We start from the raw sequence: 21,322 nt of genomic DNA on the forward strand, positions 1-21,322 counted from the left end.
AGCGGGGCACGGCTCGTCGCAGGCTCCTCGCCTACTCAACCAGCGGGGATGAGTCCGCCCAGATCGCCGTTCGGGACATGAATCCAGCCCTCCCGCGACGCAACCGCACGGTCTTCCGCTGATGGCAGCGATGTCCGCCCCAACGCTGCGGCGCGGGCGATCAGCGCGGTGATGACGGCGTCGAAGGCGTCGTCGTCACGAACCATGAGGTCTGTGTGAGCGCCCGGTTCCAGCCACGGCGCCGCCGTCCGTAGCGCATCGACGAGCTCGGTCAACACGGTCCGGTTGGCGGCGCGTTTGTAACCCCGTGAGATGAGTCCCCAGCGTTTGAGTGCTCCGGCCGGGTAGGCCTCGACCGCCCAGCCGTCGACGCGGTCCCGGACACCGAGATCGGCGAGGAGGCCCGCACAGCGGAAGGCGACATGGGCGATCTGGTCGGCGGACACGCTGAGGGGTCGACCCAGCCCCGACTCGGCGATCCAGAGGTCGGTACGACGCAGCGCCAGCGGACGTCGATTCGCGATATCGTCGAGCCGACGGCCCGGTTTCGACTCTTGGTGATGATGTGCGACAACGAATTCCACGAAGTCATCCGGCCAGCCGAAGGGTGAATCGATTCCGATGCGGGTCGCACCGTCGACGAGGCGTCGGATCTCGGCGTCGTCGGCTCCGACGACCAGCTCGGTCAGTTCGGCCCGGTCGTCGAACCAGTCGAGGACCGCGACCGCGGTCTTGGCCGGCGATGCGGACAGGTCGACACCGACCGTCCGCATCGCCGGGGGCATGCTCAGAATTTGCCGTCGAGGAATTCCGCGTAGGCGGGAAGATCGAGCTGGCCGTGGCCCGACAGGCCGATGACCACGACCTCTTCCTTGTCACTGTCGGCGACGTGGGCGGCACACGCGGCGATGGCATGCGTCGACTCCGGGGCCGGGACGATACCCTGCGTCCGCGCGAACTGCACGCCCGCGCTGAACGCATCGTGCTGGGTGATCGCAACGCCCTGAACGAGTCCGAGCTCGACCGTGTGGCTCAGCGCCGGTGCCATACCGTGGTAGCGCAGACCACCAGCATGGATCGGATCCGGAACGAAATCCATTCCGAGCGTGTGCATCTTGAGCAGCGGCGTGAGACCGGCGACATCGCCGTGGTCGTAGCGGTACTCACCCTGGGTGATGGACGGGCAGGCGGCCGGCTCGGCCGCGACCACGCGCGGGTTCGACCGTCCGTGCAGCTTCTCCCGCAGGAACCGGAAGGAGAGTCCCGCGAGATTGGAACCGCCACCGGCACAACCGAAGACGATGTCCGCTCCGCCGGGTTCGACGGCGTTGAGCTGATCGACGGCCTCCACGCCGATGACGCTCTGGTGCAGCACGACGTGGTTGAGCACGCTGCCGAGTGCGTAGCGGGTGTCCGGATCGGAAGCGGCGACCTCGACCGCCTCACTGACCGCCATGCCGAGGCTGCCCGTGGTGTTCGGGTCCTTGGCGAGCATCGCCCGTCCCGACTCGGTCAGGTCCGAGGGGCTCGGGTGGATCGTGCCGCCGTAGGTGCGGATCAGGAAGCCACGATACGGCTTCGAGCTGTACGAGGCGCGCACCTGCCAGACCTCGACGTCGATGCCGAACTGCGCACCCGCGAAGGCGAGCGCGCTACCCCACTGCCCGGCACCGGTCTCGGTCGTCAGCTTGGTGACGCCGTCGAGGCTGTTGTAATAGGCCTGCGCGACAGCGGAATTGGTTTTGTGGCTGCCGACCGGGCTGACGCCCTCGTACTTGACGTAGATGCGCGCCTTGGTGTTGAGCGCCTGCTCGAAGCGACGTGCGCGGATCAGCGGCGACGGGCGCCACATCTGGTAGATCTCGCGGACCGGTTCGGGGATCTCGATGTAGGCCTCAGAGGAGACCTCCTGCGCGATGAGTCCGCTGGGGAACAACGCGGCGAGATCCTCGGGACCCACCGGCTCCTTGGTGCCGGGATGCAGATGCGGGGGAATCGGTGTCTCGAGCTCGGCGGCGAGGTTGTACCAGTGCGTCGGCACACCGACCGTCACCAGGTCGGGATTGGTGGCGTCTACTTGCGTGGTCATGGTCGTCCACTCTAGTGCGCGCGGCCTGTGACGTACCCCGGCCGTGGCATTCTCAGGTCACGATTTGGGGGGTCGATGGTCCTGGCGAGGACGGCATCGACGATCGGTAGAAGAAGTGGTGCCCTGGCGCGCGCTACCTCTGCGAAATCCCTAATCGGGGAGCATCGGGGCGTCGTCGCCGTGGTGACGGCCGATCAGCACGGCGCGGGTGACCGAATCCCGGCCGAACCGGTCGCGCAGAAGATCCATCGTGGCGTCGAGCTGTTCGGCATGATCGGTGTCGAACGGCAGGGTCAGCTGAATGTTGTCGTGGTCGTCGAGGTTGGTCAGCGACAATCCGACGAGAGTGCAGCCGCGCTCCCGGATGATCGGCATCGCGTCGGCGAGGAGGCCACGCGCCGACGCCATGATGAGGTCGGTGCGGTCGGTGGGCTCAGGGAGGGTGCGGGAGCGGGTCGCGCGGGCGAAGTCATCGAAACGCAGCCGCAGAACGACTGTGCGACAGACCCTCTCGGCCGTCCGCAACCGCTTACCGAGGCGTTCGACGATCGCCACGATGGTCGCCTCGAGGTCGGCCTCGGACTTGGGCCGACGCCCGAGCGCGCGTTGCGAACCGATCGAGGACCGGCGCTTACCGGTCTCGACCCGACGCGGGTCCTGCGCCATCGAGAGGGCGAACAGGTGCCGTCCCGCGCCCGATCCGACGACCGCGCGTAGCGATCGCTCACCCATCGCGGCCAGCTGACCGACGGTCTCGACTCCGGCGTCGTGCAGCTTGGACTCCGTCACCGGCCCGACGCCCCACAGCCGACGCACCGGCAGGGGATGGAGAAACGCGAGCTCGGTGCCGGGCGCGACGATCAGCAGACCGTCGGGCTTGCCGACGGCGCTCGCCACCTTCGCCAGGAACTTGCTGCGCGCACCACCGACGGTGATCGGCAGGCCGACCTCCTCACGCACTCGAACCCGGATCGTCGAGGCGATGTCGTGCGGGGTCCCGCTGATCCGGCCCAGGCCGCCGACGTCGAGGAATGCCTCGTCGACCGAGATGCCCTCGACCACCGGAGTGGTGTCATGGAAGATGTCGAAGACCTCGCGGCTGGCCTCCATGTAGGCGTCGAACCGGGGCCGGACGACCACGGCATCAGGGCACAGCGCCCGAGCCTCGTGACCGGGCATCGGCGACCGCACCCCCCTCGCCTTCGCCTCGTAGCTCGCGGCCAGCACAACTCCCCCGCCGACCAGCACCGGGCGACCGCGCAAGGACGGGTCGTCCCGTTGCTCCACCGATGCGTAGAAGGAGTCGAGATCGGCATGCAGGATCGTTGCCTCCTGCCGCTCCCGCCGCTCGATCCGCATAGAACATATGTTCGCATACCGGTGCGACAACCCGGCCCTACCGGCGATGACACTCGGCCGGACCACCTCAGGTCGGTTCGGCCTCGTCGATCTCGTCGAGCACGCAGTCGCGGATCGCCGTCAGATCCATCTCGTACCTCACTCCGCCGGCGTTCTCGTACTCGACGAGTCGCGCGGCCGCCCGATCGTAGAGGCGTCGGGCACCGACAGTGTTTCCGCGTCGATGATGCGTCAGCGCCACGCAGAGCTGGGCGAGCCCCTGCCACAGGGGACGTTCCTTGGCCGGACAGGACTTCCATCGCGTCTCGAACACCTCGTGGGCGGAGAACGGCCGGCCGTCCTCGAGCAGCCGCCACGCGAATGCGATCGTCTCGTGCGGTGGCAACGGCTCCTCGGGCACCGGCTCGACGCCCGGCGCACCGTACGGCAGCGGGCGACCCAGTTCGTCACGCGGCCGAGCCTGTCGGGCGCGACCGTCGGGATCCCGATCTCGGTCTTTTCCCATGGGCCACATCTCCATCGCGTCGATCTCCGATTCGTGCTGTCCTTCGACTGTGACAGACGCCCTGCGCAGGTGCCGGACGCGGCAGGGGGTGTGTGCCACCGCCGGGATTGCAGCAGTCATTCTGATGAGGTGATGACCCCCACTTCGAACACCGTCGACGGAGTGCTGCGCCGCACTGCCGCGAGATTCCCCGACCGCGCCGCCCTGCATTTCGGCGACGACACCCTCACCTACCGCGAACTCGACGACGCGGTGACCCGCGCCGCCGCGCACCTCCTCTCCCTCGGCCTGGCCAAGGGTGATCGCGTGGCCGGCTACGGCACCAACTCGCACGCCTACGTCATCGGCTACCTCGCCGCGGCGCGTGCCGGACTCGTGCACGTGCCGATCAACTACGCGTTGCGCGGCGGCGAGCTGAGCTACCTCCTCGAGCAGTCCGGTGCGCGGGCCGTGCTCGTCGACCCGGGTCTCACCGACAACCTCGACGCCGTCATCGACGTCGTGCCGGCCGAGTTCGTGCTCCCCCTGCGCGACGCCGATGATTCGCTGATCGCCATCGCCACCGCGGGAGACGTGCCCGCACTGGACGTCGCGGTGGAGGACACCAACCTGGTCCAGTTCCTCTACACCTCGGGCACGACGTCGAAACCCAAGGGCGCCATGATGACCCACCGCGCGCTCATCCACGAGTACACCTCGTCGATCATCGCCCTGGATCTCGACTCCGAGGACAACCCGCTGATCTGCATGCCGCTCTACCACTCGGCGGGAATGCACGTCTTCATGGTTCCGTACCTGGCGGTGGGCGCCACGGTCCGGCTGATGCCGGCACCGGACATCCCCGAGATCCTGCGCCTCGTCGAGGAATACAAGATCGGTTCGCTGTTCCTGGCACCGACGGTGTGGGTGCCGTTGGCCGCGCATCCCGACCTCGAGACCCGCGACCTGTCGTCGTTGCGGAAGGCGCAGTACGGCGCGTCGATCATGCCGGTCACCGTCCTGCAGCGCCTCCGCGAGCGCTACCCCGATCTGGGCTTCTACAACTGCTTCGGCCAGTCCGAGATCGGTCCGCTGGCAACGGTTCTCCGCCCCGAGGAGCACGACGCCCGACCCGCCTCGTGCGGCCGGCCGGTGTTCTTCGTCGAGACCCGCGTCGTCGACGCCGACGGCAACGACGTGCCCGTCGGTGAGCCGGGTGAGATCCTGTACCGCTCACCGCAGCTGTGCCAGGGCTACTGGGACAACCCGGCCGCGACCGACGAGGCCTTCCGGGGCGGCTGGTTCCACTCCGGTGACCTCGTCACGCGCGACGAGGAGGGTTACGTCACCGTCGTCGACCGCATCAAGGACGTCATCAACACCGGTGGCATCCTCGTCGCCTCACGCGAGGTCGAGGATGCGATCTACACCCACGACGCCGTGGCGGAGGTCGCGGTGATCGGCACCCCGGACGACAAGTGGATCGAGGCGATCACCGCGGTCGTCGTGCTGCGCGCCGAGGCTGCGGTCACCGAGGCCGAGCTGATCGACCACGTCAAGCAACAGCTCGCGCCGTTCAAGGTCCCGAAGCTGGTGAAGTTCGTCGAGGAACTGCCGCGCAACCAGAGCGGCAAGCTGCTCAAGCGGGAGCTGCGCGCCTAGAGATCCGCTGTCCGACCAGATCAGGTTGCGTTTGTGCCCGCACTCCGGGATCAAACGCAACCTGATCACTTTCGCGGGCCACTACGGTGGGTTCATGACCAACCGAACAGAGACGGGCGTCGAAGCCGACATCAAGCCGCGCAGTCGCGACGTCACGGACGGCCTGGAGAAGACCGCCGCCCGTGGCATGCTCCGCGCGGTGGGCATGGGCGACGACGACTGGGCGAAACCCCAGATCGGAGTGGGGTCGTCGTGGAACGAGATCACCCCGTGCAACCTCTCGCTCGACCGGCTGGCCAAGGCCGTCAAGGGCGGCGTCCACGAGGGCGGCGGTTATCCCCTCGAATTCGGCACCATCTCGGTCTCCGACGGCATCTCGATGGGTCACGAGGGCATGCACTTCTCGTTGGTCTCCCGCGAGGTGATCGCCGACAGCGTGGAAACCGTGATGAGTGCCGAACGGCTCGACGGTTCGGTGCTGCTCGCCGGCTGCGACAAGTCCCTGCCCGGCATGCTCATGGCCGCCGCCCGGCTCGATCTCGCGTCGGTGTTCCTCTACGCCGGGTCGACGCTGCCCGGATACGCCACGCTGTCCGACGGCGAAGAACGTCAGGTCACCATCATCGACGCCTTCGAGGCGGTGGGCGCATGCGCCCGCGGGCTCATGAGCCGCGAGGACGTCGACACCATCGAACGCGCCATCTGCCCGGGTGAGGGTGCGTGCGGCGGCATGTACACGGCCAACACGATGGCCAGCGCCGCCGAGGCACTCGGGATGTCCCTACCCGGCAGCGCTGCTCCCCCGGCTCCGGACAAGCGACGGGACCAGTTCGCCCGGCAGAGCGGAGTGGCCGTCGTCGAGATGCTGCGCCGCGGAATCACCGCGCGCGACATCATGACCCGCGAGGCCTTCGAGAACGCGATCGCCGTCGTGATGGCGTTCGGCGGGTCCACCAACGCGGTGCTCCACCTGCTCGCCATCGCCAACGAGGCCGAGGTCGAGTTGTCGCTCGACGATTTCATCCGCGTGGGCGCCCGCGTCCCTCACCTCGCCGACGTCAAACCGTTCGGGCGGCACGTGATGACCGACGTCGACCGCATCGGTGGTGTGCCGGTGGTGATGAAGGCCCTCCTCGACGCCGGGCTGCTGCACGGCGACTGCCTGACGGTGACCGGCAAGACGGTCGCGGAGAACCTCGCGCACATCGCCCCGCCCGACCCCGACGGACAGGTCCTGCGCGCCACCAAGTCGCCCATCCACCCGACCGGGGGCATCACCATCCTCAAGGGATCGCTGGCTCCGGAAGGGGCCGTGGTGAAGTCGGCGGGCTTCGACTCCGACGTATTCGAGGGCACCGCACGGGTTTTCGACCGCGAGCGCGCCGCCATGGATGCACTCGAGGACGGCACGATCACCGCCGGCGACGTCGTCGTCATCCGCTACGAAGGCCCCAAGGGCGGACCGGGGATGCGCGAGATGCTGGCCATCACCGGCGCCATCAAGGGCGCGGGCCTCGGCAAGGACGTCCTCCTGATGACCGACGGCCGGTTCTCGGGCGGCACTACTGGTCTGTGCGTGGGCCACGTTGCACCGGAGGCCGTCGACGGTGGCCCCATCGCCCTGGTCCGCGACGGGGATCGCATCCGCCTCGACGTGGGTCGCGGCCTCCTCGACCTTCTCGTCGACGACGCCGAACTCGAGGCTCGCGCAAAGGAGTTCACTCCCCTGCCACCCCGGTACACGCGTGGCGTCCTGGCGAAGTACTCGAAGCTGGTCACGTCCGCTTCGCAGGGAGCCGTCTGCCGCTGACGGCCCCCTGCGGAGCTGCTCTACCGGCGAGGCTCGATCAGTCGTCGACGACGATGACGTTGACGTCGATGTTGCCGCGGGTGGCGTTGGAGTAGGGGCAGACCTGATGCGCACGGTCGGCGAGAGCCTGCGCCTGGTCCTGGGGAAGGTCGGGGATGACGACCTCGAGAGTGACAGCGAGCTGGAAGCCGCCCTGCTCGTCGGCGCCGATGCCGACCTTGGCACCGACGCTCGAATCGCCCAGCGTGGCCTTGGCCTCGCGCGCCACCGCCTGCAGGGCGGAGTGGAAGCAGGCGGCATAACCCGCGGCGAAGAGCAGCTCGGGGTTGGCGGCACCGCCGGCACCACCCATCTCGCGCGGAATGGCGAGGTCGGTGTCGACGAAGCCGTCGGTGGTGCGGACGTGGCCGTTGCGCCCCGCGCCGGTGGCCAGGGCTTCTGCGGTGTAGAGGGTGTTCATGATTGTCTCCTTCAACTGGTTGGCGATGACTTGACTCCCTTGATCAGTTACGCGGCAGCCGGCCGCGCGCCTGATCGGTGACCTTGTGCGCCAGCGCATGCAGGGTCGACGCCTCGTCGTAGGTGAGGTCCAGGTTGTCCACCAGGCATCCTTGGATCCGGCCGCCCTGGCTACGCAGCGCATCCCCTTCCCGGGTCAGGTGGACATGAACCACACGGGCATCCTCGGCCGAAGGTTCGCGGGCGATGTACCCGGCCCGCTCGAGACGACGGAGTAGCGGCGACAACGTGCCGCTGTCGAGCTGGAGCCGCTCGCCCAGTTCCCGCACGGTGAGCCCGTCCTGTTCCCAGAGGGCGAGCAGCACGAGGTACTGGGGAAACGTGAGCCCGAACTCGGACAGCACCTCTCGGTAGAGGCCGGTGACAGCCCGGGTGGCGGCATACAACGAGAAACAGAGCTGTCGGTCGAGGGGCTCCGGATTGGTGGGCACGTTCCAGAACAGTAGTGCACAACTTAATTGTGCACAACCTAGTTTCCGCCTGCGCGTCGCGACGACATCACCCGTCCGTGTCCCAAAGTCGGAGTTTGACCGACCGCCTCCCGGGACATGACCAAGATGTGCATACTTCGTCCATGACAACAAGCGATGGCACGTCACTCCATCTCGCCGCCGAGGGCGGCGGTGCGGCGCTCGACCAGGTGTTCCTGATGTCCGCGGCAGCCGCAGTCGTGTCGATCGGTCTGCTCTGGATCGGATACCTACACCGCACGCGCAAGATCACGTGGCTGACCACCCTGGCCGACTGGGCGGCGCGCCGCGTCAACCGACCCCCGTGGGCGGCGCTGCCGATCTTCCTGTTCACCAGCACGATCATCTGCGCCCTGTTCGGCTTCCTCTGGGACGTCAGCCTGCACATCGGTGACGGCCGCGACGAGGGACCGCTCGCCAACCCGGCGCACTACTTCATCCTGGTGGGCCTGTTCCTGCTGTTCATCTCCGGCATGCTGTCGGTCTTCCTGCCCTTCGACAAGCCCGGCCGCGCGGCCGTCCGGATCACCCGCCACTGGTACGCGCCGGTCGGCGGAATCCTGTTGGCGGGCTGCGGCTTCTATGCCCTGGTGGGCTTCCCGCTGGACGACGTCTGGCACCGTATCTTCGGTCAGGACGTCACGCTCTGGGGTCCGACGCACCTGATGCTGATCGGGGGCGCGGGACTGTCGCTCATCGCGGTCGTCATCCTCGACCGCGAGGGCAGGGCCGCGATGGGCCCCGACCTCCCGCCGGACGGGCGCGGGCAGTGGCTGGTCCGCTGCCTGGCGTTCGGTGGCCTGGTGATCGGCATGTCGGTCTTCCAGATCGAGTACGACTTCGGTGTCGAGCAGTTCCGGCTCGTGCTGCAGCCGATGATGATCGCCGGTGCCGGTGCGTTCGCCCTCGTCGCCGCGCGGATCAGCCTCGGGCCGGGTAGTGCCCTGGTCGCAGCGGTGTTCGCGATCCTGCTGCGTGGCGTCGTCGCGGTCGTGGTCGGGCCGGCGCTCGGCGCGCCGATCAACGTGTTCCCCCTCTACCTCGGCGCGGCCGTGGTCGTCGAGTTGCTCGCGTTGACGCCGCTCATCAAGCGCCGCGTGCTCTTCGGTGCGGTGGCGGGCCTGGGGGTCGCGACGATCGGACTCTGGATCGAATCCTGGTGGATCGCCGCGGCATATCCGTTCCCCTGGGTCACCGGCATGTGGGGCGAAGCGCTGGCGATGGCCGTCCCGGTCGGCGTGGTGGCGGGTCTGTGCGGCGGCCTGCTGGGCCTCGTCTCGGTCGGTGAGCGACTGCCGCGACGCTGGATCAGCATCACCGCCGTCGTGCTCTCGGTGGTGGTGATAGGCGGGGCGGTCGCAAACGGCCTGCGGGTCTCCGTACCCGCCGACATGACCGCCCGGGTCGTCCTGACCCCCGCCGGACCGAACGATGCCGCCGAGCAGAACGTCACGGCCGAAGTTTTCCTCGATCCGGCCGACGCGATCAGCGGTGACCCCGAGTGGGTGACGCTGATGTCCTGGCAGGGCGGGGTCGACAACGATCGCGGCATCGTCATCGACCGGCTCGAGCGGGTAGGCCCCAACCAGTTCCGGTCCACCGAACCGATCCCGGTGTCGGGGTCGTGGAAGACCATCCTGCGTGTGCAGGACGGCACCACCATGGCCGGTGTGCCGGTGTATCTGCCGGCGGACCCCGCGATCGGTGCGGAGGGTGAGCCGGCCCAGCAGACGTCGACGAAACCGTTCGTCTCGGAGATCTCGATCCTCCAGCGCGAGCGCACCTTCGACTATCCGTCGTGGCTGTTCGGCGCCGCAGCCGTGGTGGTGCTGGTCTGTTCACTGTTGCTCATCGCCGCGCTGTCGTGGGGAGCCGGCCGGGTCAACTCCCGTGAGGCGACCTCGGGCGCGCGGAAACCCGAATTGCAGCCCCAACAATGATCGCCGCCGCACCGGACCCGGTGGTCCACCACCTCGCCACGCATCCCCTGATACTGGCGCTGCCCGCGGTGATCCCCGCGTTCATCCTGGTGGGCGTCATCATCGCGATCGCGATCGCCGATCGTCGTCGAGGAGATGACGACGAGGACCCCATCGAGGATTCCACCGGAGATCGCACCGAGAACCCCACCGACGCACCGACCTGGAACGAGGCCGATGACCCCGACCGCGAGGCCGACTGAGACTCTGCTCGCCCACGGGCTGGGCGGCTCGGAGTTCCTGCCCGTCCCGCTGACCGCGGTCCTGATCGGCGGTGCGTGGGCGCTGACCATCTCCTTCGCGGTGATCGCCTTCGCCTGGCGCACTCCGCGATACGGGCGATCCGACGCCGGGCGCGAGCTCCCCGGGTGGGTGACCTCGACCGTCGACAACCGATGGCTTCGTGGGGTACTCGCCGGTGCCGCACTGATACTCACCGCGTGGCTGGTGGTGGCCGCGTTCGGGCCGTCCCACGACAACCCCCTGCCGGGCTCGTTCTACGTACTGCTGTGGGTGGGCATGATCGTGCTGTCGGTGCTGATCGGCCCGGTGTGGCGACTGCTGTCACCGATCCGCACCGTGCTGCGGATCGCGCGCGGGATCTTCGGGTCCCGGGTCGTCGGCCTGACGGACTATCCCCGACGCCTCGGCTGGTGGCCGGCTGCGTTCGGACTCTTCGCCTTCGTCTGGCTCGAACTGGCCTCCCCGGAACCGAATTCGGTCTCATCGGTGCGGATCTGGCTGCTCTGCTATCTCGCGATCACCCTCGTGGGCGGCATCATCTGCGGGCTTCGCTGGACCGAGGATGCCGATCCGTTCGCGGTCTACAGCACGGTCGCCTCCCGCCTCTCCCCGTTCGCGAAGAACCCCGACGGTCGCGTGATCGTGCGCAGTCCGATGAACTCGCTGACCACCCTGCCGATCCGGCCCGGCACCGTCACCGTGCTCGCAATCCTGCTCGGGTCCACCGCATTCGACAGCTTCTCGGCCTTCCCCCAGTGGCAGGACTTCGTCGCCGAGCAGGCCGGTGGCGACGGAGCCGACGGCAACCAGGCGATCGCCACCCTGCTCTCGACCGCCGGGCTGCTGGTGTTCGTCGGCGTTGTCGCGGTGACGTTCTGGTCGGCGGCACGCGCCGTCGGCGGTGTGCAACCCGATCTGCGCCGTCGGCTACCGGGCCTGATGGCACACTCACTCGTCCCGATCGTCATCGGCTACATCCTCGCCCACTATCTGCAGTCGCTCGTCGAGCAGGGGCAGGAAGCCATCCTGGCCCTGGGCGATCCGCTGGGCCGGGGATGGAACTTGTTGTGGCTCAGCGATGCCCACCCGGTGTACATCATGTCGGATCACCCGACCGTCACGGTGACGCTCAAGGTCGTGTTCGTGGTCGGCGGACACATGCTGGGAGTGGCCGCCGCGCACGACGCCTCACTGCGGCTCCTGCCGCGACGACATCAGCTGACCGGACAGCTCACCATGATGGTGACGATGGTCTGCTACACGTTCCTCGGGCTGTATCTGCTGTTCGGCGGCTAGGGATCACCGGCGTCGTGCCCGGAACACGACGTCATGCGTGTGGTGACCGCCGCCGGCGGCCTTGCCGCGTTCGCGCGTCTCGTCGGTGACGATCTCCCAGTCGTCGTCGAGAAGTGTCGCGAAACCGCCCGGCTGCACGAAATCGTCGGGATCGAAGCCGTGCGCCCGCACACCCTCCGGCGCATGTGCGACCACCAGCAGGGATCCGCCCGGGCCGACCGCGGCGACGAGCTTGCGCGCGACCTCGATCTCCGCGACGGGGATCGGGAAGTAGTGCAGCGCGACCAGACCGAAGTCGTCACCGGGGACGGGATCGACAACGAGGTCGGCACGGGTCCAGGTGATCGGCAGGTCGCCGCTGATCTCGCGTGCTCGGTCGAGTGCCACCTGCGAGATGTCGACGGCGGTCACCTGCCAGCCGCGTTTCGCCAGCCAGCGGGCGTCGGCGCCCTCCCCCGACCCGACGTCGAGCGCGGTGCCGGGCGCCAACCCCTCGGTCTCGGTGATCAGCGCCGGATTGACGTCCGCGGTCCACAACCGCTCCGCGTTGCCGTATCGCTCGTCCCACTCGGCGGCCCGCTCGTTTCCCATTCCCGATTCATAGCACTTCACCGCGGCAGGCGCGGGTTCGAGCTATGAAACGGGCGAGTTGTCGACGACTCGGGCGATCCGCTCGATCGCCTCGGTGAGCACCTCCGGCGAACACGCGACGTTCAGCCGCGCGAAACCCCTACCCGGCGAGCCGAACGCGGGGCCGTAGTGCAGCGCGACCCGGCCGTGTTCGAGGATCGGCAGGCCCGGGTTGTCGCCGAGGCCGGCGTCGCGGAAGTCGAGCCACGCCAGGTACGACGCACTCGGCCGTGCATAGCCGACAGCCGGAAGATGCTCGGCCAGAAGCTGATCCAGGAGATCCAGGCTCTCGCCGATGACTTCCAGGGTGGCGTCGAGCCAGTCGTCGCCGTGAGCGAAGGCCGCTTCGGTCGCGGCGCGACCGAGGATGGACGTTCGATAGTGCACCTCGTCGGGCTGGCCTGCGACGATCGTCCGGGTCGTATCGGAGGTGGCGACCATCAGCGCACACTTGGCCCCGGCGAGGTTGAACGCCTTGCTCGCCGAATGCGCCGCGATGCCGACCTCGCGCGCGGTGTCGCTCACCGTCAGGAACGGGACGAACCCGACCCCGGGATGGACCAGCGGTGCGTGGATCTCGTCGCTGACCACGATCGCACCGTACGACGCGGCGAGCTCGGCCAGCCGTTCCAGATCGGATGCGTCGTGGACGAGTCCGACGGGATTGTGCGGGTGACACAGCAGAACCGCTCGCGCACCCGACTTCAGTGCCGCCTCGATGCCGTCGAGATCCATCCGCCGGACCAGGTCGTCGAGCAACGGCACCTCGACGACGGTTCCGCCGGCCTCCGGGATGAGCTCGAAGAACGGCGGGTACACCGGCGGCATCAGGATGACGCCGGCACCCGGGCCGATCGCCGAGCGCAGCGTCTCGACGATCACGACACTGACATCGGTGGTGAGCGCGACATCGTCCGCACCGACCTCCCAGTTCCATCGCCGATCCGCGAAACCGGCGAAAGCCGTTCCGACGCCGCCCGAGTCACCGGCATACCCGACATCCGACGCCCGGATACGGTCGATCATCGCCTCCGCGACCACAGGTGCGAGCTGGTAATCCATCTCCGCGATGAACAGCGGCAACACGTCGTCGGGATGAGTGGACCACTTCGAGCTGGTGCGGCGTCGGAGTTCCTCGAGCGACGGTGCGGCGGGTCTCGGTGTCACGCGGTCCTTGGTACCACCCTTCGAGACGCCCTCCGCAAGCTCCGGGCTCCTCAGGGAGCAAAGAGACGGCCCACGAGCTCCGGGCTCCTCAGGGAGCAAAGGGACGGCCCACAAGCTCCGGGCTCCTCAGGGAGCAAACGGACGGCCCACACGCTCCGGGCTCCTCAGGGAGCAATGACATCGACGCCGTCGCCGGAAGCAGGCAGACTGGTCGCCATGGCGTTTCCTCTTCGCATCGGTGTCCAGATCCAGCCCCAGCACGCTCCCGAATACGGCCTGATCCGCGACGCGGTCCGCCGCGCCGAGGATGCGGGCGTCGACGTCGCGTTCAACTGGGACCACTTCTATCCCCTCTACGGCGCTCCCGAGGGTGAGCACTTCGAGTGCTGGACGATGCTCGGTGCGTGGGCGGAACAGACCTCGCGGGTGGAGATCGGCGCGCTGGTGACCTGCAACTCCTACCGCAACCCCGAACTGCTGGCCGACATGGCGCGCACCGTCGACCACATCAGCGGCGGCCGACTCATCCTCGGTGTCGGTGGCGGGTGGTTCCAGAAGGACTACGACGAGTACGGCTACGAGTTCGGCACCGTAGGGTCGCGACTGAACGCCTTCGGCGAGGCCCTGCCGCGCATCAAGTCACGGCTGGCCAAGCTCAATCCCGCGCCCACCCGCGACATCCCGATCCTCATCGGCGGCAGCGGCGAGAAGAAGACACTGCGCTACATCGCCGAGCACGGCGATGTCTGGCACGGGTTCAACGACCTCGAACAGTACCGCCACAAGTCGAAGGTCCTCGCCGAACACTGTGCAGCAGTGGGCCGCGACCCGGAGACCATCGAACGGTCGTCGGGCCTGCAGTTCGGCGGCGACGTCGACGCGCTGCTCCGCGATGCCGACGCGCTGGCCGCCGAGGGCGTCACCCTCCTGACAGTCGGCGTGACGGGCCCCGACTACGACCTCACCGCCGTCGAGGCCCTGTGCCGGTGGCGCGACGCTCGACGCTGAGACGTGCCGGTACCGATCGAGGTCAGGGACGGACATACACTCACCCGAATGCGGCGGCTGATTGGATTCGTGATCATGCATCGGTTAACTGCGATTCGTGGTGGGTGGGGGCACGTCGTGGCCCGGCGCATCTCGGCAGTTCTCGGGGCCGCCGGCCTCGCGCTCGGCATGACTCTGCTGCTGACGGGCATCGGAGCCGGCACCGCCGCCGCCGAACCGCCCACGCGCCTCCCCACCTATGTCGTCGACTCGGCCAACGCGATCTCGCCCGCCCAGCGGTCCGAGTTGGAGGCCGCCGTCGACAAGCTGTACAACGACCACGGAATCCAGATGTGGATCGTCTACGTCCGGGATTTCGGGGGTCTGACCAGCGAGCAGTGGGCCGACCAGACCGCGGTGGCCAGTGAACTCGGCGACCACGACGCCCTACTCGCCGTCGCCACCGAGGACCGCGCGTATCGACTGTTCGCCCCCGACAACATCGGTGGTCTGGACCAGTCGACCCTCGAGGGCGTCGCGAACGACGACGTCGTGCCGCAACTGCGCGAGGGCAACTGGGCCGACGCCGGACTCGCGGCGATCAACGGGCTCTCGTCGGAACTCGATCCCAGCTACACCGGCGTCATCGCCGCCGCAGTCGTCGGCGGAGCCGTGGTGGTCGGCGGAGGCGGCGCGTACCTCTACTCGCGCCGCCGCAAGCAGCGTCGGATCGAGGGCGGCCTGGAGACACTGCGCGAACAGGAACTGACCGTCGATCAGCTCGCGGAGCAGCCGCTCGACGTGCTCGATCCGTGGTCGCGTGAGGTCCTCACCGATCTCGACAACGCCGTCCGCACCAGCGAAGAAGAGTTGCGCCTGGCCGTCGGAGAATTCGGCGAGGCCGAGACGGAACCATTCACCACGGCACTCGAGCGCGCGAAAACTGCTCTCGCACAGTCCTTCACCCTGCGGCAGCGGCTCGACGACGACGTCCCGGAAACCGACGACGAGCGCCGCTCGATGCTCGTCGAGATCATCACGTCCTGCACCGACGCCGACGGCACGCTCGACGACCAGGTCGAGGCCTTCGATGCGATGCGCAACCTCCTGATCAACGCCGATGCGCGGTTCGACGCGATCACCCAGCAGCTCATCGGCCTGCGCGCCCGCCTCGACCCGGCGACGCGGCAGCTCGCCGAGCTGACCGAGAAACACGGCGAACAGACACTCGCCTCGATCCTGTCGAACGTCGAACTCGCCCGGCAGCAGATCGATTTCGCCGAGGCGACCGCCGACCAGGGTCGCGCCGCGAGTGCGGCGCCGGTCGGACAGCAGGGTCCCGCGGTCGCCGCGATCCGCTCGGCCGAGGGCTCCATCGAGCAGGCCACCGTGCTCCTCGACGCGATCGATCACGCGGACGCGAACATCGCCGCCGCCCAGTCCCGCATGCCGGCACTGATCGAGGAGGTGGAGGCAGAACTCGCCGAGGCGGCGTCACTGACCGCTGATGGCGGACCCGCGCTGGCGACTGCCACGGAAGCCGCGAAGACTGCTCTCGACGCCGGACGTACCGGCTTCGACGCCGATCCGCTGGGCACCTTCACCGCCCTGGTCGACGCCGATGCGGATCTCGACGACGCCCTCGACGCCGCGCGGGACTCCGCGGCCGAACGCACCCGCCGCGCACAGGTGTTGAGCGCGGCCCTCGAGTCGGCGTCGGCAAAGGTGACCGCGGCGTCGGACTTCATCGGCACGCGGCGCGGCGCCGTGCAGTCGACCGCCCGGACCCGGCTGGCCGAGGCGCAACGCCTCCTCCAGACCGCCCAGCAGGCCGCCGCAGCCGATCCGGCCGCGGCGACCACGTCGGCGCGGCGAGCCGGCGCTCTCGCCGACCAGGCGCTCATGGCCGCTCAAGGTGATGTCGTGAACTGGCAGCAGTCGCAGCAGCCGCGCTCCGGCGGCACCTCGACCGCGGGTGCCGTTCTCGGTGGCATCCTCGTCGACAGCTTCCTGCGCGGCACCATCAGCGGCGGTCGCGGCGGATACCGGGGTGGATACCCCGGCGGCTTCGGTGGTGGCTTCGGCAGCGGCGGACGGAGCCCGGGCTCGTTCGGCGGCTCCGGGTCGTCGGGACGCATCGGTACCGGCGGGCGGTTCTAGCGGTCTCGACACGGCTCGACCAGCAGAAGGCACCGTGCGTTGGGTGTCCGTTCACATTCGAGTACCCAAGGGTTCGCTTCGCCCCCCTAGCGTCCTGCGGGTGCGAATCCAGTTGCCGCTGTTCACCTCCGCCGGCCACGATGCCGGGCGTTCCTCGCGCGCATATGTGACGTGCCGCTACAAGTGCGGCGACGCCTGCCGTCACGATCCCGGTAACCGCAGCGACAACGCGTACTTCCGCGACGTCGTGCGCACCGCGGTGTCGCGTCGGAGCGTCCTCAAGACCTCGGCGGGTACGGCGGTCGCAGTCGGGGCGGCATCGGTGCTCGCGGCCTGTGGCGAGAGCGGATCGGGGACCGGCACCTCGACGACCGGATCTGCCACCGGAGATGCGCTGCCGGGTATGAAGTTCACGGCTGTCCCGGCCAACACCGAGGACGCGGTGGTGATCCCCGACGGATACCGCCAGGAGGTCGTGATCCGGTGGGGCGATCCCGTCCTGCCCGGCGCCCCGGAGTTCGACTTCGCCAACCAGACCCCCGAGGCCCAGGCCGGGCAGTTCGGCTTCAACAACGACTTCGCCGGGCTCATCCCGGTCGACGGCGTGCCCGACCACTTCTACCTCGTCGCCAATCTCGAGTACCCCACCGAACCGTTCATGTTCACCGGGTACAAGGACGGCCAACCCACCGAACAGCAGGCCCGCATCGCGATGGCCTCGGTCGGTATCGCCGTGGTCGAGGTGACCGCCCAGCCCGGCTCCGGCGCGCTCAAACCCGTTGTCGGCCAGCGTAACCAGCGACTCACCGCGTCGAGCCCGTTCCGGCTGACCGGTCCCGCAGCGGGCACCGAGTTCGTGAAGACGGCCGCCGATCCGGCCGGCACCACTGTCCTGGGGACGATGGCCAACTGCTCGGGCGGGCTCACCCCGTGGGGCACCATGCTCTCCGGCGAAGAGAATTTCAACGGTTACTTCAGCAACGCGAGCACGGTGACCGACCCGAAGACGGCTGAACGTCTCGAGCGCTACACCTTCGAAGACGATGCCGACGAACACCACTGGGGTCGCTTCGACAAGCGCTTCGACCTGGCCGTCGAGCCCAACGAGGCCAACCGCTTCGGCTACATCGTCGAAGTCGATCCGCACGACCCGAAAGCTGTTCCCGTCAAACACAGTTCGATGGGCCGATTCAAGCACGAGTCGGCCAACATCTATGTCGTCGACGCCGGGCCCGACAAGGGTACGGTGGTCGCCTACAGCGGTGACGACGAGAAGTTCGAGTACATCTACAAGTTCGTGTCGAGCCGCAAGATGAAGAGCGGACTGTCGAAGACCGCACGCGAACACAACATGCGCATCCTCGACGAGGGGACCCTGTACGTCGCAACGTTCACCGCCGAACCCGTCGACGGCTCCGGGGCTCTGCCCGCGGCGGGCAAGTTCGCGGGCAAGGGGTCGTGGAAGCCCCTGCTCACCGTCAACGCCGACGGTACGGCCCGGTCGTACATCGCCGGCATGTCGCCGGCCGAGGTCGCCGTCTTCACCCGCGCGGCGGCAGATTCCGTTGGTGCCACCAAGATGGACCGTCCCGAGGACATCGAGCCGAACCCGAAGACCGGCAAGGTGTACTGCGCACTGACCAACAACAGCGACCGCGGCACCGACGGCAAGGCCGCCGCCGATCTGGTGAACCCGCGCAACGAGAACAAGAACGGTCAGATCCTCGAGATGACCGACGACCACACCGGTACGGAGTTCACCTGGGAACTCCTGCTCGTCTGCGGCGACCCCGCCGCCGCGGACACGTACTACGGCGGCTTCGACAAGACCAAGGTCAGCCCGATCTCGTGTCCCGACAACGTCGCCTTCGACCCGCACGGCAACCTGTGGATCTCCACCGACGGCAACGCCCTCGACTCCAACGACGGCCTGTTCGCCGTCGCCCTCGACGGTGACCGCCGCGGTGAGACGAAACAGTTCCTGACCGTCCCCAAGGGTGCCGAGACGTGTGGACCGGTCATCGACAGCAACCGCATCCTGATCGCGGTACAGCATCCGGGCGAACTCGACGACCACTCCGCGGACAACCCGGCATCGCACTGGCCCGACGGCGGGAACTCCCAGCCGCGGCCGTCGGTGGTCGCGGTCTGGCGCGACGGCAGGAGCCCGATCGGGGTCTGACGCCTCACTGCAGAATCGCCACTTCCGCCTCTCCCGGCGCTGGTCCGACCGGCGCTTGTCGGGTGGCGGCGGCGATCTCGTCTCGGCGTGCACGGCGCATAGGTGCGCGTGCCCGTTGTGACCGCCTCCGGATTCGCGGTGGGGCTTCGACGCGGTGCCTCGCTACGCTCGGTACCGGCTCAGCCGGCGGGGTCGGTGCCGGCGGGGTCGGTGCCGGCGGGGTCGATACCGGCTCAGCCGGCGGGGTCGGTGCCGGCGGGGTCGGTGCCGGCGGGATCGATACCGGCGGGGTCGGTGCCGGCGGGATCGTTACCGGCGGGGTCGGTGCCGGCGGGATCGATACCGGCTCAGCCGGCGGGATCGGTACCAGCTCAGCCGGCGGGACCGGTACCGGCTCAGCCGGCGGATCGGTGGCGATTCCGCATTGGCCGGGGCGGCGATGTGTCGGCAGTGTCACATGCACGCCCGGTATTACTTCGAACTTCGAAGTATTAGGCTTTCTAAGCGTGTCCGCTTCCGATCCCGCGCAACTCGCCCTGACGCTGCGTCCCACGATCACCAGGCTCTACCTGGCGCTTCGCCGGCGCGCGCCGAGGGTCGAGCTCACCGCGGCGCAGACGTCAGCCCTCAACGTCCTCGCCGACACCGGGTGGATGCGCATGGGTGAACTCGCCGATCGTGAGTCCATCCGCATGCCGACCGCGACATCGGTGATCGACGGACTCACCAAGCACGAACTGGTCGAACGCAGACCCGACCCGGCCGACAGACGCGCCGTCCTGGTCGGACTGACCGATCACGGCCGCGCCGTCGTATCGCAGATCCGCGAGGAACGCGACGTCGTCCTCACCAGTGCACTCGCCGCGCTGAACGACGAGGACCGGGCCGCCCTCGCCGCCGCCGGCCCTGCTCTCCGAGCCCTGCGCGACCGACTCGACGAGACCCCGACGCAGCCGCCGAGCGCCTGAGTCCACGGCGCCCGGCCACATCATCACTCCGCGATCGAAAAGGACCTCATGACAGACACCGAGAACACGCCGACCACCGACACGGCGTCTTCTGAGAAGTCGCTGCTCGTCACGTTCCGCGAGCAACCCCGTACCGTGTGGATCACTGCTTTCGCCGCCACGATCGCCTTCATGGGGATCGGCCTCGTGGACCCGATCCTGCACAGCATCGCCGAAGCGCTCGAGGCGCCGGCCGAGAAGGTCACCCTGCTCTTCGGTGTGTATGTGGGTGTCCAGTGCGTCGCGATGCTCCTGACCGGTTGGGCCGCATACCGTTTCGGTCCCAAACGCACACTCACCGTCGGACTCGCGCTGATCGTCGTCGCCGCCGGGCTGTCCGCCTTCGCCGACGACATCGACCAGCTGATCGCCTTCCGGGTGATCTGGGGTCTGGGCAACGCGCTGTTCCTCGCGACCGCACTGGCGTTCATCGTCTCGTCCGCTGTCGGCAGCCGCCAGGGCGCGATCATGATGTACGAGGCCGCACTCGGTCTCGGCCTCGCGGTCGGACCGTTGCTCGGAGCGACCCTCGGCGAATGGACCTGGCGCGCGCCGTTCGGCGGGACCGCGCTGCTCATGCTCTTCGGTGCCGTCCTGTGCGCGGTCATGCTCCCCGCCGACTCACCGCGCACCACTCGCGACCGGGTGCGGATCGTCGATCCGCTGAAGGCCCTCCGCAATCGCACCCTGTCGACCTCGGGCATCGGTTCGGCCTTCTACACCGGTGCGCTGTTCACCGTCATCGCGTGGGCGCCGATTGCCATGGGGCTCCGGCCGATCCACGCGGGACTCATCTTCTTCGGGTGGGGTCTGCTCACCGCGCTCGCGGGCGTGTTCGTGGCACCCGCGTTGGCCAAGTCCGTGGGCGAGAAGGCCGGTGTGCTGGTGGCGATCTTCGCCTACGGTTCGATCATGGTCCTGGCCGGCGTCGGCACGGTGAGCGATCAGGTGTGGCTCATCGGGCTCGCAGTCGTTCTCTCCGGCCTCCCGTCGGGTGTGCTGAACACCCTCTTCACCGACCTCGCCATGTCCTCCGGCGGGACCGACACCCCGCGCTCGGTGTCCAGCGCGGGCTTCAGCTTCCTGCGCTGGATGGGGGCCGCGATCGCCGCGGTGCTCGTGGCGTACCTCGCGAAGTGGTTCGGTTCCGATGCCGCTCCCTGGTGGTTCGCCACCGCCTACTGCGTCGTCGCACTCGGCGCCGTCGCACTCATCCAGGGCGTTGCGGACGACGAGATCGACGACGACGCCGCGCTGATCGGTGCCGAGGAGTTCTGA

General features: G+C 68.4%; 18 protein-coding genes. 10 read left to right on the plus strand and 8 right to left on the minus strand.

The features are described from left to right. Window positions 1-35: 35 nt before the first annotated feature. The 4 genes from GAA2_RS22475 to GAA2_RS22490 all read right to left on the minus strand — a co-directional run bounded on the left by GAA2_RS22475 (window position 36) and on the right by GAA2_RS22490 (window position 3,953). A complete protein-coding gene (locus GAA2_RS22475; protein ID WP_035760549.1) occupies window positions 36-785 on the minus strand; it encodes a DUF429 domain-containing protein in 750 nt (249 codons plus the stop codon). Window positions 786-787: 2 nt separating this feature from the next. After that, complete coding sequence (locus GAA2_RS22480) at window positions 788-2,089, minus strand: TrpB-like pyridoxal phosphate-dependent enzyme (RefSeq protein WP_024499077.1); 1,302 nt, start codon at window positions 2,087-2,089, stop codon at window positions 788-790. A 150-nt stretch (window positions 2,090-2,239) separates the two neighbouring features. Continuing rightward, window positions 2,240-3,448, minus strand: a complete 1,209-nt coding sequence (gene dinB / locus GAA2_RS22485; protein ID WP_024499076.1) for a DNA polymerase IV — start codon at window positions 3,446-3,448, stop codon at window positions 2,240-2,242. A 67-nt stretch (window positions 3,449-3,515) separates the two neighbouring features. After that, entirely contained in the window at window positions 3,516-3,953 is a 438-nt protein-coding gene (locus GAA2_RS22490) for a DUF309 domain-containing protein (protein ID WP_024499075.1), read from the minus strand. A gap of 132 nt (window positions 3,954-4,085) precedes the next feature. Between GAA2_RS22490 and GAA2_RS22495 the strand changes: the two genes are divergently transcribed. Then, window positions 4,086-5,594: an acyl-CoA synthetase gene (locus GAA2_RS22495; RefSeq protein ID WP_024499074.1), complete on the plus strand. Its 1,509-nt coding sequence runs from the start codon at window positions 4,086-4,088 to the stop codon at window positions 5,592-5,594. 94 nt (window positions 5,595-5,688) lie between these two features. Then, entirely contained in the window at window positions 5,689-7,404 is a 1,716-nt protein-coding gene (ilvD, locus tag GAA2_RS22500; protein WP_024499073.1) for a dihydroxy-acid dehydratase, read from the plus strand. 37 nt (window positions 7,405-7,441) lie between these two features. Here the strand turns inward: ilvD and GAA2_RS22505 are convergent, their stop codons facing one another. Together GAA2_RS22505 and GAA2_RS22510 are read right to left on the minus strand one after the other, a co-directional pair. After that, on the minus strand, window positions 7,442-7,864 hold the full coding sequence (locus tag GAA2_RS22505; protein WP_024499072.1) for an organic hydroperoxide resistance protein: 423 nt from the start codon (window positions 7,862-7,864) through the stop codon (window positions 7,442-7,444). A gap of 43 nt (window positions 7,865-7,907) precedes the next feature. Continuing rightward, window positions 7,908-8,354 (minus strand): MarR family winged helix-turn-helix transcriptional regulator, encoded by a 447-nt coding sequence (locus GAA2_RS22510; RefSeq protein ID WP_024499071.1) that lies wholly within the window; start codon window positions 8,352-8,354, stop codon window positions 7,908-7,910. A 143-nt stretch (window positions 8,355-8,497) separates the two neighbouring features. Between GAA2_RS22510 and GAA2_RS22515 the strand changes: the two genes are divergently transcribed. The 3 genes from GAA2_RS22515 to GAA2_RS22525 are packed head-to-tail and all read left to right on the plus strand — an operon-like array spanning window position 8,498 to window position 11,911. Continuing rightward, window positions 8,498-10,333 (plus strand): hypothetical protein, encoded by a 1,836-nt coding sequence (locus GAA2_RS22515; protein WP_024499070.1) that lies wholly within the window; start codon window positions 8,498-8,500, stop codon window positions 10,331-10,333. Beyond that, window positions 10,330-10,575, plus strand: coding sequence for a hypothetical protein (locus tag GAA2_RS22520; protein WP_035760547.1), 246 nt, complete (start codon window positions 10,330-10,332; stop codon window positions 10,573-10,575). The genes GAA2_RS22515 and GAA2_RS22520 overlap by 4 nt, the downstream gene beginning before the upstream one ends. Further along, the gene (locus GAA2_RS22525; RefSeq protein ID WP_024499068.1) at window positions 10,550-11,911 is read left to right on the plus strand and encodes a hypothetical protein; all 1,362 of its coding nucleotides are present in this window, start codon (window positions 10,550-10,552) and stop codon (window positions 11,909-11,911) included. The genes GAA2_RS22520 and GAA2_RS22525 overlap by 26 nt, the downstream gene beginning before the upstream one ends. Window positions 11,912-11,914: 3 nt before the next feature. Here the strand turns inward: GAA2_RS22525 and GAA2_RS22530 are convergent, their stop codons facing one another. Together GAA2_RS22530 and GAA2_RS22535 are read right to left on the minus strand one after the other, a co-directional pair. After that, window positions 11,915-12,502: a class I SAM-dependent methyltransferase gene (locus GAA2_RS22530; RefSeq protein ID WP_024499067.1), complete on the minus strand. Its 588-nt coding sequence runs from the start codon at window positions 12,500-12,502 to the stop codon at window positions 11,915-11,917. Between the two features lie 42 nt (window positions 12,503-12,544). Then, window positions 12,545-13,708 (minus strand): MalY/PatB family protein, encoded by a 1,164-nt coding sequence (locus GAA2_RS22535; protein ID WP_024499066.1) that lies wholly within the window; start codon window positions 13,706-13,708, stop codon window positions 12,545-12,547. A gap of 216 nt (window positions 13,709-13,924) precedes the next feature. Between GAA2_RS22535 and GAA2_RS22540 the strand changes: the two genes are divergently transcribed. The 5 genes from GAA2_RS22540 (at window position 13,925) to GAA2_RS22560 (ending at window position 21,322) form a co-directional block, all read left to right on the plus strand. Further along, window positions 13,925-14,716: an LLM class F420-dependent oxidoreductase gene (locus GAA2_RS22540; protein WP_024499065.1), complete on the plus strand. Its 792-nt coding sequence runs from the start codon at window positions 13,925-13,927 to the stop codon at window positions 14,714-14,716. 75 nt (window positions 14,717-14,791) lie between these two features. Then, a complete protein-coding gene (locus GAA2_RS22545; protein WP_024499064.1) occupies window positions 14,792-16,855 on the plus strand; it encodes a TPM domain-containing protein in 2,064 nt (687 codons plus the stop codon). Window positions 16,856-16,955: 100 nt separating this feature from the next. Beyond that, the gene (locus tag GAA2_RS22550; RefSeq protein ID WP_024499063.1) at window positions 16,956-19,037 is read left to right on the plus strand and encodes a PhoX family protein; all 2,082 of its coding nucleotides are present in this window, start codon (window positions 16,956-16,958) and stop codon (window positions 19,035-19,037) included. A 506-nt stretch (window positions 19,038-19,543) separates the two neighbouring features. After that, complete coding sequence (locus GAA2_RS22555) at window positions 19,544-20,005, plus strand: MarR family winged helix-turn-helix transcriptional regulator (RefSeq protein WP_024499062.1); 462 nt, start codon at window positions 19,544-19,546, stop codon at window positions 20,003-20,005. 48 nt (window positions 20,006-20,053) lie between these two features. After that, window positions 20,054-21,322, plus strand: coding sequence for an MFS transporter (locus tag GAA2_RS22560; RefSeq protein WP_006438073.1), 1,269 nt, complete (start codon window positions 20,054-20,056; stop codon window positions 21,320-21,322).

The sequence above is a fragment of the Gordonia ajococcus genome (assembly GCF_012974285.1).
Lineage (GTDB): Bacteria > Actinomycetota > Actinomycetes > Mycobacteriales > Mycobacteriaceae > Gordonia > Gordonia amicalis.

Excerpts from the sequence above, each read along its gene's own strand:
- GAA2_RS22475 (WP_035760549.1), bottom strand. The coding sequence starts at position 785 with ATGCCCCCGGCGATGCGGACGGTCGGTGTCGACCTGTCCGCATCGCCG.
- GAA2_RS22480 (WP_024499077.1), bottom strand. The coding sequence starts at position 2,089 with ATGACCACGCAAGTAGACGCCACCAATCCCGACCTGGTGACGGTCGGT.
- dinB (WP_024499076.1), bottom strand. The coding sequence starts at position 3,448 with ATGCGGATCGAGCGGCGGGAGCGGCAGGAGGCAACGATCCTGCATGCC.
- GAA2_RS22490 (WP_024499075.1), bottom strand. The coding sequence starts at position 3,953 with ATGGGAAAAGACCGAGATCGGGATCCCGACGGTCGCGCCCGACAGGCT.
- GAA2_RS22495 (WP_024499074.1), top strand. The coding sequence starts at position 4,086 with ATGACCCCCACTTCGAACACCGTCGACGGAGTGCTGCGCCGCACTGCC.
- ilvD (WP_024499073.1), top strand. The coding sequence starts at position 5,689 with ATGACCAACCGAACAGAGACGGGCGTCGAAGCCGACATCAAGCCGCGC.
- GAA2_RS22505 (WP_024499072.1), bottom strand. The coding sequence starts at position 7,864 with ATGAACACCCTCTACACCGCAGAAGCCCTGGCCACCGGCGCGGGGCGC.
- GAA2_RS22515 (WP_024499070.1), top strand. The coding sequence starts at position 8,498 with ATGACAACAAGCGATGGCACGTCACTCCATCTCGCCGCCGAGGGCGGC.
- GAA2_RS22520 (WP_035760547.1), top strand. The coding sequence starts at position 10,330 with ATGATCGCCGCCGCACCGGACCCGGTGGTCCACCACCTCGCCACGCAT.
- GAA2_RS22525 (WP_024499068.1), top strand. The coding sequence starts at position 10,550 with ATGACCCCGACCGCGAGGCCGACTGAGACTCTGCTCGCCCACGGGCTG.
- GAA2_RS22530 (WP_024499067.1), bottom strand. The coding sequence starts at position 12,502 with ATGGGAAACGAGCGGGCCGCCGAGTGGGACGAGCGATACGGCAACGCG.
- GAA2_RS22540 (WP_024499065.1), top strand. The coding sequence starts at position 13,925 with ATGGCGTTTCCTCTTCGCATCGGTGTCCAGATCCAGCCCCAGCACGCT.
- GAA2_RS22545 (WP_024499064.1), top strand. The coding sequence starts at position 14,792 with ATGCATCGGTTAACTGCGATTCGTGGTGGGTGGGGGCACGTCGTGGCC.
- GAA2_RS22560 (WP_006438073.1), top strand. The coding sequence starts at position 20,054 with ATGACAGACACCGAGAACACGCCGACCACCGACACGGCGTCTTCTGAG.